The organism is Rheinheimera sp., from assembly GCF_030690345.1.
Classification (GTDB): Bacteria; Pseudomonadota; Gammaproteobacteria; order Enterobacterales; family Alteromonadaceae; genus Alishewanella.
In genome coordinates this window covers 1,201,017-1,216,574 of the sequence record NZ_JAUYGV010000006.1, presented here as the reverse complement: position 1 = coordinate 1,216,574, position 15,558 = coordinate 1,201,017, and the positions used below count along the sequence as shown (strand labels likewise).

Sequence of the window (15,558 nt, the reverse complement as noted above, 5' to 3'; positions counted from 1 at the left end):
ATGGAAAAATCCTGTCCGCTTGAGTGTTACTCTGTTTGATTAATGGCAAATTGAATTTGTTCGTTACTAAAACCACGGCGCTGCATATACGCCATGCGTTTAAACTTGTCTTTATATTCGGTTACTACACTTTGACCGTATTTTTTCTGATACAGCTGCTGCGCCAGCGCAAACCAATCTATTTCCAGCTCTGCCGCGCATTGCAGCACCTGTTCACGGCTGATATTTTGCTGCCGGCATTCCTGCACTATGTAGCCCGGGCCATAACCTTTATTCACCCGGCTACGCACCAACATACTGATAAAACGCTGCTGATCCAGGTAGTTCTCTGCCTTACACCAGGCTATTACCTTAGTAATATCCCCTGCTTCACCGCCCTGGCGGCTTAAGCGCTGGCTTAGCTGGGCTTCGCTGTAGTCGCGTCGGCTCAGCCAATTAATGGCCATGCGTTTTAAATCTGCCAGCTCAGCCAAGGCTATACTTCCAGCACCGCTTCATCAGTGGGTTTAACCTGCAACGCAAAGAACTCATTAAAAGATAAGAAAAACGCGATATTCAGCAGTGGCACCACTAATAACAAGCCGATAAACATGGTTGGCATGGTAAGCATTATCAGCAGCAGACTCAAGAGGCCAAATACCACCAACGGCGTTATATTGCGCCAGCAGGCAATAAAGCTGGCCTGCATAATAGCCACGATACTGCGCTCACGTAAAAAATATGCGATGGCCACAGCATAAGCAAAAACCATCCAGCCAAGGATATAACCGGCCACAAACAACAGTACCAACCCGGCGCTTACCGGCTGCTCTGCCTGGTGTTGTTCTAACAGCGTCATCGCCAGACTGCTTAGCGGAATAGAAGCCAGCATATTCAGCGCCGCTATGCGCATAAAAATGGCTCTGCAGCCAATTTCCTGCAGTGGTTTAAATAAATCGCTATAGCTGATGCTCTGCTTTTGTTGTACCGCCACCACGCTTTTATACACCCCTGCCGTTAAAAACGGATTCAGCAAAATACCAATCACCGCGGTAAACGGGTGCAGTTGGCTAAACAGGGCAATAGCGCCGAGGCTGATAAACATCAATACCCACACCAAAGGCGCCTGCAGAAAGATATGCCAGCTTTGCTTTAACCAGCCCAAAGAGGCCAGGGCGGCTGCACGACGTACAATAAGTTTTACCCGGAACTGCTTGTCCACTTGCTCTCCACCATTAGTAACCACAACACAGCCGTTAAACTGTCTGCGGCTATAATACTGCAAATCGACTGAAATTAAGAGAGAGGAAAGTAAAACTGCCGGCTACCGGCAGTTTTATTCAATAACGCAGCTGCATTTCCCCCAGCAGGGTTTTGCCGGCGTCCGATTGCTGCAATTGCCAGACAATAAAACGGCTGTCGACATGCACAGAACGGCTCTGCGCTGCATCGTAGTGCCAGTCTGCCAGCACATTTTCTTTTACGCCGGCAAACATCACACCAACCAACTCTGCCCGCGCATTCAAAGTAGGTGCCGCCGTGTAGCCGGCACAGCTGTCGGCGGTGCTGAGAAAATTCACCGCTAACCCGGCTTGCTCCGGTGCTACAACTGGTTTATCCGGCGTATTTAAGCCACGCAGGCTGCTAAATGGCTGATGCCAAACCGCATCCATCGGCTGATAGCCGCGCACATGGCCGAGGCTAAAGCGCAACGAGCCGTTAGCTTCGGCGTAACTGGCTTTACCGCGCGCTTCGTCAAACGCCAGCAACACTTCCATCATGCCGGCTTTGGCCGCATCCAGCTCTGCATTAAGTTGCCGGCGCTGTGCGGCCAATTGCGTAGCGGTATCGTGCATTGCCACGGCAAAGTTAATTAAGCTGTCCTGGCTTTGCACAAACTGCTGCGGGCGCTGCGTTAACCAGTGCAAGCGCGTATCGGCATCTGTTAGCCTGGTGCCGCGATAGATCGCCGCTAATTTATGCCGTACTATTTCGCGGTTAAAGCCATCAGCCAGAGCAAAATAATGATCCAGCGCCGGCAAACGCTGCCCGGCCGGTAACAGTGAATATTGCCGCAAAAAATGTAGCGCCAGCTCCATATCCAGCCTGGCGTCAAATTGTGTATCCAATAACTGTATCTGCCGGCGTATTTGCTGCGCTTGCTGCTGCAGCATCTCTTCATCCTCTGTGGCTTCACGCGCCAGCGCATGGCTGTATAGCTGCTTGGCTAACGCCGGCAACCGGGCATATTGCAGATAATCCAGCACCTGGTCACGCAGTTGCATGTTGTGATTTTGCTGTTGCAGCAAGGCAAAACGGCTTAGTGCCGGCGCATACAGCTGCTGGCGCACCGGGCTGCCGTTAATCCAATCAATAAGCTGGCGCTCTGTTTGCTGTTTTTGTGCCAGCAAATTGCTGTCGCGGTACTGCTGCAGCATGACCTGTTGCTGTTGTTCGCTTTGTTTAAGTTGTTGCAGCATAGCGGCATAGCGCTGAGCATTGTTGCTGCCTGGCGGCGCCAACTGCTCAATCAGCTCTATGGTTTGTTGCAGATAACCGACTGCTGCCGGTAACAGCTGTTCAAATTGGAAACGCACTTGCTCCGCATTCTGATAGCGCTGGCCGTTTTGCGGAAAACCGGCCACTATTACAGCGTCATTTTCTGCTACGCCACGTGCCGACACCGTTAAAAAAGCCGAACGATAAGGTATAACTTCCTCGTCATTACGCTGATAAGCGCGCAACAGCACGTAGTTGGCACTGTAACGCGGCCATGCCCAACTGCGGCCATCAGCAACCCTTTGCGGCACATGCACTAAACGTACACTGTCCAGGTCCTGATACTGCAACAGATAAAAAGTCATACCATCATGAAAGCTTTTCAGCTCGCAGCGATAACCGCTTTGGCGCTGACATTCGCTGACCAGCTGCCGGCTAAGCTGCTGCAGTTTTTCACTGCGCTGTTGCGGGCTGAGTGGCTGGCTTAACTGACGGTTGAGCAGTACGGTCACATCTTGTTGTTGCCGCATCATGGCAATGCGCAGCCCGGTAAGCGGTAATTCAGTTTCCGGGGTTAACGCGGTAAAACCGCTGGCCGGCATAGCAGACTGCAATGAATCCAACTTTTGCGCCAGACAATGATAGCTGGTTAGCAGCAAACCGTTAGCAGACACAAAGGCCGCACTGCAGTCGCCGACTTGCGCCATAGCATTAACCGATTGCTGTAACGCGGCCACCTGGCCAGGCAGTAACGACGACACGGCATCCGCCGTCAGTATTTGCGGCAACTGCTGTGGTTGCCACAGGCCTTCATCAGCCTGCACTGCACCACTGCAAAGCGTTAGCATCACAGCCAGACAGCGATGTATTTTTCTCATATAGAAACACTGTAGTATCATATCGCGCAGACGCTATCACATTAGCCTGCCCTCACCAGTATGCTTGCGGTAAAACGCAAAAATATGCGGTAATTACCGGTTCACTCCTCACTGGTTAGCCAACCCGGATAACAGATAAAAACCAGCCGGACGCTTGACGTCTTGGCCGATGACCGCATAATACAGCGATTGGATAATACAGGTGTAGCAATGGAAAATTTTCTGGAAAAACTGATGTACTCTTCGCGCTGGATCATGGCGCCTATTTACCTGGGTCTTAGCCTGGCGTTACTGGCGCTGGGTATTAAGTTCTTTCAGGAAGTGTTCCATATCATGCCCATTATCCTCAGCATGAAAGAAGTCGAGCTGATATTGGTGGTACTGTCACTGATCGATATCGCCTTAGTCGGTGGTTTGATTGTGATGGTGATGTTTTCCGGCTACGAAAATTTCGTTTCCAGGCTGGATCTGGAAGGCAACGACGATAAATTAAGCTGGTTAGGTAAACTCGACTCCGGTTCATTAAAAAACAAAGTGGCAGCCTCTATTGTGGCTATCTCGTCTATTCACCTGTTAAAGGTGTTTATGAATACTGAAAGCATCGCCAATGACAAAATTATGTGGTACCTGCTGATACATATCACCTTTGTGTTGTCGGCCTTCGCTATGGGCTACCTGGATAAAGTGCTGCGCAAATAACACTACTGCCGGCCCGGGTATTTGCCGGCTTTATCGCAGCACCACTATGCAAAACTATGCGAACAGGGGGTGAGCATGGTAACAAGCCGGACACATGCAGGCATTATCAGTCTGGTTATACTGCTGCTGTTGTGCTGCCCTGCGGTTTTTGCTCAAGGCCAGTATGGCACGCCGCTGCTGAGCAATTTTAAACCGAAAGATTACAACGGCGGCACGCAGAACTGGGCGGTACTTCAGGATCAGCGCGGCCTGCTGTATGTCGGTAATAATGTTGGCATTTTAGAATACGACGGCGCCCGCTGGCGCATGATCCCAACCAGCAATAAAGCCGTGGTTCGCTCCATGGCGTTGGCCGATGACGGCCGCATTTATGTCGGCTCAAAAGGTGAGCTGGGCTATATTGACACGCAAAATCCGGCCGGCAGCCGCTATGTTTCTTTGCTGCAGCGCATTGCACCGGAGTACCGCAACTTTCAGGACGTACGTCAAACCTTTGCCACTGCCGATGGCGCTTACTTTATCAGCCGCGACTATGTATTTCTGATCACCGCAGAGCAAGTCAAAGTCTGGACTACCAACAGTGCTTTTCTGAAGGCATTTTGGTTGCAGGGCCGTCTTATAGTACGTGAAGAAGGCACCGGCTTACTGGAGCTGAAACAAGGCGATTTTACCCTGCTGCCGGGGTCTGAGCGTTTCGCCGACACCAGCGTATTTATGTTGGAAGTGTTTGATGCGACTACCTTGCTCGCCGGTAGCCGCGAGGGCGAATTGTTTTTGCTTAACAGCAAAGGCAGCGAGCGCTGGCATACCGATATTGATGACGCCTTGCCACGGGCTCTGCTGTACAGTGCGCTGCGCTTAAATAATGGTGACTTTGCCCTGGGTACTACTCAGGACGGTTTGTATATTCTCAGTGCTGAGGGCAAACTAAAAAGCCATATTACCAAACAGTACGGCCTGGTCGATCAAAATATCCGTGCCCTGTATCAGGATCATCAACAGGGCCTGTGGCTGGCGCTGGATCATGGTTTAAGCCGGATAGACTTATCAGCCGCTATCTCTTACTACAATAACGCCAATGGCCTGCATGGCAATGTGCTGGCACTGTACCAGCATCAGGACAGCCTGTACGCCGGTACCAGCCTGGGGTTATTTCGTAAAAACTTACAAAACCGTTTTGAAGCCATAACCGCGGTGCAAAAACAAACCTGGGATTTTATCAGCTTTGAGCAACAACTGCTGATCGCCAACAGCAGCGGCGTTTATGCTATGCAAGGGCAGCAAATAAGCCTGGTGCGCCCCTCTGAGTTGGCCAGTAAAGTGCTGTATCAGTCAGTGCAAAACCCGCAGCGCATTTTTATCGGCTTGCAGGACGGCCTGGCCAGTATGCGCTATGAGCAAGGCCAATGGCTGGACGAAGGCCGCGTGCCGGGAGTCAGCGGTAATCTGAACAGTATTTTGGAAACCGCCGACGGCGAGCTTTGGCTTGGCAGCCTGGCCCATGGTGTATACCGCCTTAGCCTGCCGGCGCAGTGGCAAGGGGGCAATTCAGTGCCACTGGCAGTAAAACACTTTAGCAAGGCCGACGGCTTACCCAGCAACAACCGTAATTCAGTACACTGGTACAAACAACAACTGCTGTTGGCCAGCGTAAACGGCTTTTTCCGTTTTGATGCTGCCGTGCAGCAATTCACGCTGGATCCGCAACTGGCACAAGCCTTCAGCGGCACCCAGCCCTGGGTGCGTTACCCGCAGACAGATCAGCACAATAATCTGTGGTTGCTAACCTGGGATAACGACAGCGGCAGCCGTCAGGCCGGGGTGTTGTTTGCCGATGCTAACGGCCATTACCGCTGGCAGGCATCGGCGCTGCAGCCACTGCAGGACATTCCGCTGGATACGCTGTTAATCGATAAACAAAATGTGGTTTGGTTTGGCGGCGCCGAAGGGATCTTCCGCTTTGCCATTGACGAGCACAGCAATTTACCACCGAAGCTGCCGCTGGTGCGGCAACTGCGAACCTTAGATGGCGAGATATTTTATAACGGTGGCACTGTGCCGCAACGGCTGCAACTTGATGCCGGCAGCACAGCTCTGCGGTTTGATTATGCCAGCCCCAATTTCAGCCACTTATTTTTGCCACAATTTCAGGTAAAGCTGCAGGGACATGATAAAACCTGGTCTGGCTGGAGTAACGAGCTGTATCGTGATTACACCAACCTGCCCGGCGGTGACTATCAGTTTATGGTGCGCAGCCGCGATCATCAGGGCGACTCACAGCTATCTGCCGCACTGAATATCCATATTGCCCATCCGTGGTATGCCGGTACTGCCGCCTGGCTCAGTTATATTCTGCTGACCCTGTTGCTGCTGTATTTATTGTTGAAATGGCGAACCAGGCATCTGTTAAAAGAAAAACAACAACTTACCATTATGATTGAACAGCGCACCGCGCACTTACAGCACACCATGGCCCAGTTACAACAGGCCAAACAAGCCGCTGAAGCTGCCACTGTCGCTAAAAGTGAGTTTCTGGCCAATATGAGCCATGAGCTGCGCACTCCGCTCAATGCCGTGCTGGGCTTTGCCGAACTGGCGCAACACAATGATGACTTTGCTACACAGCAAAGTTATTTGGACAAGATCCGCGCGTCAGGTCGTATTTTATTGAGCATTATTAATGACGTGCTGGATTTTTCCAAAATTGAAGCCGGCAAACTTACGCTGGAACAAGCGCCCTTCGCGCTGACTACCAGCATCGACCGTGTGGTCGATATGTTTAGTGCACAGCTGGCCGAAAAGCAACTGCAGTTCAGGCTGCAACAAGACGCCGGGTTGCCGCAATATCTGCTGGGCGATGAGCTGCGCCTGAGCCAGGTATTAATTAACCTGCTGAGCAACGCGGTGAAATTTACCGACAGCGGCGAAATAACCCTGCGCGTTACTGCCCTGCCGGCACCGGCTGCGGGGGTGCATCAGTTAAGCTTTGCTATCAGCGATACCGGCATTGGTATCACTGAGCAACAACAACAGCAGCTGTTTACCGCCTTTAACCAGGCCGACAGCTCCATCAGCCGCAAGTTTGGCGGCACCGGGCTTGGCCTTACCATCTGCCGCCGGCTGGTGACCTTAATGGGCGGCGAAATGCAGGTTAGCAGCCAGCGTGGCATCGGCAGCACCTTTAGTTTCAGCGCCCGTTTTGCGCACTGTGAAGCCGCGGATATCGCTGCAGCGCCAGTGCAACAGCCGGCAGCCGCTCAAGTACAACCTGAAAGCGGCACAGCAGAACAAAGCAGCGTATTACTGGTTGAAGATAACTATTTTAATCAGGCGCTGGCGCAAATTATTTTGCAAAAGCTGGGCTATGAAGTGCTTAGCGCAGCAGATGGCAACCAGGCGCTGCAATTGCTGGCACAGCAGCCGGTAGCGCTTATTCTGATGGATATTGAAATGCCGGGGCTAAATGGCTACGACACCACAAGCCGTTTACGCCAATTACCCGGTTGTGAACGGATCCCGGTTATCGCCATGACAGCGCATCACTCTGACGAGGTACGCCAGCGCTGTATTGCCGCCGGAATGAATGATTTAGTCAGCAAGCCGATAGACAGTGCGGTGCTGGCCCGTTGTATCAGCCAGTGGTTACAGAGTTAACCGCACCCGGCCTTCAGGCCGCAGTTATTCACAATAGAACTTATTCGGTAACTGCTGATTTAACTGCATAAAGTATTTTAGCTGCAACTGCTGATACCAGTTATCCAGCACCACGCTGAGCAGGGCACGGTCAAAGGCGCGTTGCAACACCGGGTCGCGAAATGCCGCACGGTATAAGGTGGAGCCAAATAATTCATGCATGGTCACCGCAGCCGGTGCCGTGTTGTTTTGCTGATGGAAGGTAAAAATATTGCGATCCAGCACTATTGCCTGCACCCGCTCACTGAATAACATATCGACCTGGGCCCGCTGATCCACCGTTTCGCTATATTGGCTGTTTAATCTGATTGCATCAGTGTAATCCGCGCCTAACACCTTAGCGGCCCCCTGAAAGGCGATCACCGTTTTAGCTGCCAGGTCGGCCGGATGCTGCACCGTGAGTTCATCGCTGCTGCGGGTAACCACCACGTTTTGGTAACGTATATAAGGTTGCGAGAAAAACAGGCCGGTTTCATCGGCTAAATCAGGCTGCAAGCTGGCAATATCGCCATTACCACTTTCCAGCAACGGCCGGATGCGGGCGTTAGGCACAAAAATAAATACTGCTTCGTGTCCCATGCGGCGTATTACTTCACGCAGTAATTCTATTTCGTAACCGCTTACCGCTTCCAGCCGGATATAGGGCGGCTTATTTTGCCCCACCAATACATTAAGCGGTGCTGACAACGCTTGGGCGCAGCATAATAAGCTGATACAAAATACAAGCCATCTGGCCATCAGATACTCCCGCCACACTTTTATTTAGTGTAGACGGTTTTACCCGACAGCAGCGGACTAATGCAAGCTATTTGCTAATGCAGGAACAGCAATAGCCTGAGTGATAACAAACACTTAACACAGGCCGCGACCAAGCTGCCACTAACGCAGGTTAGGTGCTAACCAGCTTTGCGCCTGCTCAGGGCTCCAGCCTTTTTTCGTCGCGTATTCGTTAAGCTGATCAACGTCAATTTTGCTGACGGCAAAATATTTGCTGTCCGGGTGACCGAAATACCAGCCACTTACCGCCGCGCCCGGCCACATGGCGTAGCTTTCGGTTAGCACGATGCCGGTTTGCGCTTCGACATCCAGCAGTTGCCATAGTGTGCCTTTTTCGGTGTGCTCGGGGCAGGCAGGATACCCCGGCGCCGGGCGGATGCCCTGATACAACTCACGTATCAGCTGCTCGTTATCAAGCGTTTCATCGGCGGCATAGCCCCAATACTCACGCCGCACTTTTAAGTGCAGGTATTCGGCTAAGGCTTCGGCTAAGCGATCAGCTAAGGCTTTAACCATAATACTGTTGTAATCATCGTGTTCAGCAGCAAACTTAGCGGCGAACTCATCAGCGCCAAAACCGGTGCTAACGGCAAAACCACCGATATAATCTTTGATGCCGCTATCAACCGGCGCAATAAAATCAGCCAGGCTGCAATTGGGTGCATTGTTACGCAGTTGCAGTTGCTGACGCAGGTTGTATAAACGGGCTTTTTCCACGCTGCGCGTCTCGTCGGTATACACCACGATATCTTCGCCATCACTGTTGGCAGGGAATAAACCAAACACCGCTTTGCCTTTAACATGGCCGCCGTTAATCATGCTATCGAGCATCGCATTGGCATCTTTAAACAGCTTACGCGCTTCTATGCCCACTTCGGCATGGTTTAAAATCGCCGGGTATTTGCCGGATAACTGCCAGGTTAAAAAGAACGGTGTCCAGTCGATATAGTCGCGTAAAATATTTAAATCAACATCCGGCCATAACTGCACCCCGGGCTGCCTGGGTGCCGGCGCCACTTTGCTTAAATCAAGCTGGAATTTATTCGCTTTAGCCTCAGCTAAACTAAGCAGCTTTTCGCCGGGGCGCGAACGGGCATGTTGCTCACGCGCCACCACATATTCCTGTTTAATCCGCGCTAAATAATCAGCTTTGCTATCCGGCGTAATTAACGACTGCACCACCGACACACTGCGCGACGCATTGGGCACATACACCACGCCGTTGGCATAATTCGGCTCTATTTTTACCGCAGTATGAGCTTTAGAGGTGGTAGCACCACCAATTAACAGCGGCTGAGTAAAGCCCAAACGCGTCATCTCTTTGGCGACATGCACCATTTCATCCAACGATGGCGTAATCAAGCCGGATAAACCTATCACATCGACATCGCGCTCTTTGGCTACGCGTAGCAGCTCAGCGCACGGCACCATGACGCCCAAATCTATTACTTCAAAGTTATTGCACTGCAGCACCACGCCGACGATGTTTTTGCCGATATCATGCACGTCACCTTTTACCGTGGCCAGCAGCACCTTGCCCTGAGCCCGGCCGCCTTCTTTTTCCAGCTCAATGTAGGGCTGCAAATAGGCCACAGCCTTTTTCATTACCCGGGCCGATTTCACCACCTGCGGCAGAAACATCTTGCCCTCACCGAACAAGTCGCCTACCACGTTCATGCCGTCCATCAAGGGCCCTTCAATCACATGCAGCGGTTTCTCCGCTTGTTGGCGTGCTTCTTCAGTGTCGATCTCGATAAAATCGGTAATGCCTTTAACTAAGGCATGCTCCAGCCGTTTATTCACCGGCAAGCTGCGCCAGGCATCATCTATTTTCTCCGCTACGCTGCCATCGCCTTTAAACTGCGCTGCAATTTCCAGCAGGCGCTCGGTGGCATCATCGCGGCGGTTGAGGATCACGTCCTCTACCCGCTCTTTTAGCAGCTCAGGGATATCGTCATACACGGTAAGCTGACCGGCGTTAACAATACCCATATCCATACCGGCGCCAATGGCGTGGTATAAAAATACTGAGTGGATAGCTTCACGCACGGCATCGTTGCCGCGAAACGAGAACGACACATTGGAGACACCACCGGAGATTTTCGCATACGGGCACAAGCGTTTTATTTCGCGGGTGGCTTCAATAAAATCGACCGCGTAGTTGTTATGCTCTTCAATGCCGGTGGCGACAGCAAAGATATTCGGGTCAAAAATAATGTCTTCTGGCGGAAAGCCAATTTGCTCAGTGAGGATTTTATAAGCGCGCTGGCAAATTTCGACCTTGCGTGCTTTGGTATCGGCCTGACCTTGCTCGTCAAACGCCATTACCACTACTGCAGCACCATAGCGGCGTAATAAACGTGCCTGGTGTAAAAATGGCACCTCGCCTTCTTTTAGTGAAATGGAGTTAACAACAGCCTTGCCCTGAATGCATTTTAACGCCGCTTCGATGACTTCCCATTTCGACGAGTCGACCATAATCGGCACCCGCGATATATCCGGCTCTGAGGCCAGCAGCTGCAGGTAACGCACCATGGCGGCCTTGCTGTCGAGCATGGCCTCATCCATATTGATATCAATAATTTGCGCGCCGCTCTCTACCTGCTGGCGCGCTACATCAAGCGCCGCCTCATAGTCGCCGTTTAAAATCAGCTTTTTAAATCTGGCTGAGCCGGTAACGTTAGTCCGCTCGCCAACGTTGATAAATCGGGCCTGTTGTCGCATTACCACTCCAGAGAAAAGGCTTCAAGGCCGGCTAAATGAAAACTATGGCTGGCTGCTTTCGGTTGGCGGGCCGGTGCATCTTTAACCGCATCGGCGATGGCTTTAATATGCTCCGGCGTAGTGCCGCAGCAGCCACCAACAATATTGAGAAAGCCCTGTTTGGCCCAATCACTAATTTCAGCGGCCATTTCAGTGGCGCCTAAATCATATTCGCCAAATTCATTCGGTAAACCGGCATTGGGGTGCACCGACACATAAGCTTCTGACACACCGGACAGCGTCTCGACATAAGGCCGCAATAAATCCGGCCCCAAAGCGCAATTAAGGCCAAAACATACCGGCTCAACATGGGCCAGGCTATGGTAAAAGGCTTCAGTGGTCTGGCCGGACAAAGTACGGCCCGAGGCATCGGTAATGGTGCCGGAGATCATCACCGGTAATTTAAAGCCCACTTCATCAAATACTTTCATCACGGCAAAAGCCGCTGCTTTAGCATTTAAGGTATCAAAGATAGTTTCCAGCATAATAATGTCGGCGCCGCCTTCGATTAGCGCATGGGTCGACTCGATATAAGCTTCTACCAACTCATCAAAGCTAACATTGCGAAAGCCCGGGTCATTCACATCCGGTGATATCGACGCCGTGCGGTTAGTTGGCCCCAGCACTCCGGCTACAAAGCGCGGTTTATGCGGTTCAAGCGCAGTGACTTCATCGCAAACTTTACGCGCCAGTGCGGCGGCCTCACGGTTAATCCGCGCCGATAAGCCTTCCATCTGATAATCGGCCATCGCAATAGTCGTGGCATTAAAGCTGTTGGTTTCGACAATATCGGCGCCGGCCAGCAGGTACTGGCGGTGAATATCGGCAATCAGATCCGGCTGGCTTAGCACCAGTAAATCGTTATTGCCTTTAACATCGCAGGGCCAGTTGGCAAACTCGCTACCGCGGTAATCGGCCTCTTCCAGGCGGTGCTGCTGGATCATGGTGCCCATGGCGCCATCGAGAATAAAAATACGCTTGGAAAGCAGTTCGCGAAAATGATCAGGCGTCAGTCTTGCAGTCATAAAATGCTCGTTTTAATAATCAGTGACTCAGGTGTTACGACCAATCTGGCTTAGCTCAAACGGCGTGGCCTGGTAGACATAATAGTTCAGCCAGTTGCTAAACAGTAAAAAGGCGTGACTTTGCCACAGCTTTTGCGGCCCCTGCAAGGGGTCATTCCGGCGGTAATAATTTTCCGGCAATTTGGCCGCCACGCCGGCAGCGACATCGCGCTGATATTCTTCATCCAACGTGGTTAAATCATACTCCGGGTGGCCGGTAACAAACACCCGGCTGCCACTGCTGTTTTGCAGCAAATAAGCGCCGGTCACATCGGCTTCGGCCAGGATATGTAAGTCATCGTGCTGCTGGTATTTTTGCTTCGGCACTTGGGCATAGCGCGAGTGCGGCACGAGAAACTCATCGTCAAAACCGCGCACCAACGGGCACAGTGGCTGGCTTACCTGCTGCCAGTACACACCGGAGAGTTTTTCACCGCGGATTTCGCGCTGTAAACCATAATACTGATACAAGGCCGCATGGGCTGCCCAGCATAAAAATAAGGTAGAGGTAACATTGTTATCGGCCCAGCGCAGAATATCGCTAAACTGCGCCCAGTAAGTCACGTCTTCATAGTCCACTAACCCCAGCGGCGCGCCGGTAATAATTAAACCATCGTACTTTTGCTGTTGTACTTCAGAGAAATAACGGTAAAAGCAGTTTAAATGGCTTGGCGGTGTGTTTTTACTGACATGATCGTCAATGCGCAGCAAATCAACATCCACCTGCAGCGGGCTGTTGGCCAGCAAGCGCAGCAGCTGAATTTCAGTGGCAATTTTATTTGGCATCAGGTTTAAGATAGCAATTTTCAGCGGCCGGATATCCTGCGACTGCGCCCGGCTTTCGGTCATTACAAACACATTTTCTGCCGACAGCGCTTCTACCGCCGGCAACTGATCGATCACTTTAATAGGCATAGCCACACCCGGTTAACTGACATAGTCGCTACTTTGCGTAAAATGCACCGCAAAGTCAACATCCATACGTTTAGATGGCTAAATAATAAATCGCTGTTGTCAGCTTAATCATACAAGCTTGCTGGCAATTTTATCCGCAACGGCTAGGCTTAGCAGGCACTTAAACAACGACACCATATTGATATGCCAGAGAAAACCAGCTCCCGCCTGATACGGAATTTCCGTTTTTACCTGTTGTTAAGTGCTGTCAGTTCCATACTGGGCATTATAGCGGTGGCCACTATGTGGTATCTGGCTGATAAAGCCTTCACGCCGACCGAACACCAGCTGTTAACCATCAGCATGGCGCGGGACAATCTGAAAGCCAAATTAGCGCTGGCCGGTAAAGACAGCGTGCCGGAATGTGCTCAGGTGGCTACCGGCGTATATCTGCAATCACTGAATTTTCATTCGGCTAATGATGTGCATATCAGCGGTTATATCTGGCAAAAAGTACCGATAGCACCAGATTGCCCGCTGCAGGCCAAAGCCGGCTTTTACTTTCCTGAAGCGGTAGAGGGCGCCAACGAACTGCGGAAAAAATACGAGCATGTGCAGGGCAATGAAACCCTGCACGGTTGGATTTTTGAAACCACAGTGCGCCAGCCGTTTGATTACAGTAAATACCCACTGGATCATCAAACGGTGTGGCTGCGCATTTTGTCTAATGACTTTGATGGTTACAGCACATTAATTCCGGATCTTGCCGCCTATCCCGATACCGGTATAAAAAGCTATTTTGGCTTGGATAGTGATATCGTGCTGGGCGACTGGCTAATAGACGAAACCTTTTTCGATTTTAAAACTGCCACCTACCACACCAACTTTGGTTACCAAACCGCCACCACCGAACTCAACCCGGAACTGCATTTTAACGTGGTACTCAAGCGCAAGTTTGTTAATGCCTTTGTGGTGAACCTTATTCCAATGCTAACCGTCGCCGCTCTTTTGTTTGCCGTGTTAATGACGATAAGCCGTAAGCGCAGCACCCTGGCGTTTAATGGTTTTTCCATCATGTCGGTTATCGGCACTATTTCGGCGTTGTTTTTTGTGGTGATTTTATCGCACGTTAATACCCGCACTAAGTTTCCGGCGCAGAGTATTGTTTATATCGAGTATTTTTATCTGCTGCTGTATATCGCGATGATTTTAGTGGTGCTGTGCAGCTTTATCTTTAACGCCCCGGTGAATGTGCAGCGCAAATTGGTGATGCACGATTTTATGCTGCCAAAGCTAATCTACTGGCCCAGCCTGCTGCTGGCGATGGTGGTTATCAGCTACTGGGCGTTGTTTTAATGGCTGCAGCTTTGTACCCATATAACCGCAAATTTAATCGCTGTGTTTATAACCAATACGCTGCTAATAGCTACCTGTGCTTTATTAGACGGGTTAACCCGTATTTGTCGCCAGCACAGCTATTAGCTGTACCTATAAGTTGTTGTAAATAATGAATAAGCGGTGTAGTGTTCTATACATTAAATTTACAAAGACGGGTTGACCCGTGTTTAACTACAGGTCGACCCGCCGAATTAGCGTTAGCTTTACATCAAGTTTTGCGTTTGCCAATTTGAAAAAGGAATACAGATGAGTTTGAAGTGGTGGGAAAAAACGGTTGAATACTTTTTTATTCGTAACTGTATTGGGGATTCGATGGTTATAGCTCCATTGGACGGCAATGAAGAAAAGGCTGGAGACTCAATTTTTGCCAAAGACAACAAGTGGGTACTGATTGAGTTTAAAAATAATGTCGATAGCCTAAAAAGTGAAGAGGGTAAGTTCAGTGACTTTGCAAAAGCCAAGGAACGCTTTCAAGATAATGACTCACACCATTTTTTAGTATATGGCGCAATTTTTGAAGATGAAAATAGTGAGAAACCAAATTTTGGAGTGTCAGCTACCACTTACTTTTCTAGAAAACCTACAAATAGTGTCGAGGCAATGCTAGCTTCTGGGTTGGGAGGAGAAGAGTTTTTTGCATATGTGAAAGACTTTACTTCATTCAAAAAAGCTAGTGATGGGTCAGGTGGAGGCTTAGGTTTTGAATCATATGGTTTAGTTGCAGGAATTAATAGTAAAAACCAGATCGTAAAGTGTATTAGCCTTGCAGAGTTAGGGCAGGAATTAGGATTAGACCTGACACCTGAGGTAACTCCAGATCCACCAACTCCTTCCCCTTCTAGGTCAAGTAGGATGCCGGGCTCTGGTCGTAGGTAAAGCTAACCAGCGCATTTTGTCGGACTGGTCGTCCGCTG

11 protein-coding genes are annotated in these 15,558 nt (G+C 50.6%); 4 read left to right on the top strand and 7 right to left on the bottom strand.

The genetic code is table 11. From position 1 onward, the window contains the following. Nucleotides 1-26: 26 nt before the first annotated feature. The 3 genes from Q8O77_RS10060 to Q8O77_RS10050 form a co-directional block, all read right to left on the bottom strand. On the bottom strand, nucleotides 27-473 hold the full coding sequence (locus Q8O77_RS10060) for a regulatory protein RecX (protein WP_305552736.1): 447 nt from the start codon (nucleotides 471-473) through the stop codon (nucleotides 27-29). Nucleotides 474-475: 2 nt separating this feature from the next. Next, nucleotides 476-1,201, bottom strand: a complete 726-nt coding sequence (locus Q8O77_RS10055; RefSeq protein WP_305552735.1) for a hypothetical protein — start codon at nucleotides 1,199-1,201, stop codon at nucleotides 476-478. A 118-nt stretch (nucleotides 1,202-1,319) separates the two neighbouring features. Next, nucleotides 1,320-3,356, bottom strand: a complete 2,037-nt coding sequence (locus Q8O77_RS10050; RefSeq protein ID WP_305552734.1) for a S46 family peptidase — start codon at nucleotides 3,354-3,356, stop codon at nucleotides 1,320-1,322. A 210-nt stretch (nucleotides 3,357-3,566) separates the two neighbouring features. Here Q8O77_RS10050 and Q8O77_RS10045 point away from each other — a divergent pair, with 210 nt between their 5' ends. Next, on the top strand, nucleotides 3,567-4,055 hold the full coding sequence (locus Q8O77_RS10045; RefSeq protein ID WP_305552733.1) for a TIGR00645 family protein: 489 nt from the start codon (nucleotides 3,567-3,569) through the stop codon (nucleotides 4,053-4,055). 75 nt (nucleotides 4,056-4,130) lie between these two features. Then, on the top strand, nucleotides 4,131-7,709 hold the full coding sequence (locus Q8O77_RS10040; RefSeq protein WP_305552732.1) for a hybrid sensor histidine kinase/response regulator: 3,579 nt from the start codon (nucleotides 4,131-4,133) through the stop codon (nucleotides 7,707-7,709). A 24-nt stretch (nucleotides 7,710-7,733) separates the two neighbouring features. Here Q8O77_RS10040 and Q8O77_RS10035 read toward each other — a convergent pair whose 3' ends face one another. The 4 genes from Q8O77_RS10035 to metA form a co-directional block, all read right to left on the bottom strand. After that, nucleotides 7,734-8,486, bottom strand: a complete 753-nt coding sequence (locus Q8O77_RS10035; RefSeq protein ID WP_305552731.1) for an ABC transporter substrate-binding protein — start codon at nucleotides 8,484-8,486, stop codon at nucleotides 7,734-7,736. 141 nt (nucleotides 8,487-8,627) lie between these two features. Continuing rightward, nucleotides 8,628-11,249: a methionine synthase gene (gene metH / locus Q8O77_RS10030; protein WP_371133463.1), complete on the bottom strand. Its 2,622-nt coding sequence runs from the start codon at nucleotides 11,247-11,249 to the stop codon at nucleotides 8,628-8,630. Next, nucleotides 11,249-12,313 carry a homocysteine S-methyltransferase family protein gene (locus tag Q8O77_RS20080; RefSeq protein ID WP_371133462.1) on the bottom strand — a complete coding sequence of 355 codons (1,065 nt, stop codon included), beginning with the start codon at nucleotides 12,311-12,313 and terminating at the stop codon, nucleotides 11,249-11,251. The genes metH and Q8O77_RS20080 overlap by 1 nt, the downstream gene beginning before the upstream one ends. Nucleotides 12,314-12,340: 27 nt before the next feature. Next, the gene (metA, locus tag Q8O77_RS10025) at nucleotides 12,341-13,267 is read right to left on the bottom strand and encodes a homoserine O-succinyltransferase (RefSeq protein WP_305552730.1); all 927 of its coding nucleotides are present in this window, start codon (nucleotides 13,265-13,267) and stop codon (nucleotides 12,341-12,343) included. A gap of 282 nt (nucleotides 13,268-13,549) precedes the next feature. Here metA and Q8O77_RS10020 point away from each other — a divergent pair, with 282 nt between their 5' ends. Continuing rightward, nucleotides 13,550-14,602, top strand: coding sequence for a hypothetical protein (locus tag Q8O77_RS10020; protein WP_305552729.1), 1,053 nt, complete (start codon nucleotides 13,550-13,552; stop codon nucleotides 14,600-14,602). 288 nt (nucleotides 14,603-14,890) lie between these two features. Next, nucleotides 14,891-15,520 carry a hypothetical protein gene (locus tag Q8O77_RS10015; RefSeq protein ID WP_305552728.1) on the top strand — a complete coding sequence of 210 codons (630 nt, stop codon included), beginning with the start codon at nucleotides 14,891-14,893 and terminating at the stop codon, nucleotides 15,518-15,520. Nucleotides 15,521-15,558: the final 38 nt, after the last annotated feature.

Coding starts and splice junctions, on each gene's coding strand:
- Q8O77_RS10050 (WP_305552734.1), bottom strand. CDS start 3,356: ATGAGAAAAATACATCGCTGTCTGGCTGTGATGCTAACGCTTTGCAGT.
- Q8O77_RS10045 (WP_305552733.1), top strand. CDS start 3,567: ATGGAAAATTTTCTGGAAAAACTGATGTACTCTTCGCGCTGGATCATG.
- Q8O77_RS10040 (WP_305552732.1), top strand. CDS start 4,131: ATGGTAACAAGCCGGACACATGCAGGCATTATCAGTCTGGTTATACTG.
- Q8O77_RS10035 (WP_305552731.1), bottom strand. CDS start 8,486: ATGGCCAGATGGCTTGTATTTTGTATCAGCTTATTATGCTGCGCCCAA.
- metH (WP_371133463.1), bottom strand. CDS start 11,249: ATGCGACAACAGGCCCGATTTATCAACGTTGGCGAGCGGACTAACGTT.
- Q8O77_RS20080 (WP_371133462.1), bottom strand. CDS start 12,313: ATGACTGCAAGACTGACGCCTGATCATTTTCGCGAACTGCTTTCCAAG.
- metA (WP_305552730.1), bottom strand. CDS start 13,267: ATGCCTATTAAAGTGATCGATCAGTTGCCGGCGGTAGAAGCGCTGTCG.
- Q8O77_RS10020 (WP_305552729.1), top strand. CDS start 13,550: ATGTGGTATCTGGCTGATAAAGCCTTCACGCCGACCGAACACCAGCTG.
- Q8O77_RS10015 (WP_305552728.1), top strand. CDS start 14,891: ATGAGTTTGAAGTGGTGGGAAAAAACGGTTGAATACTTTTTTATTCGT.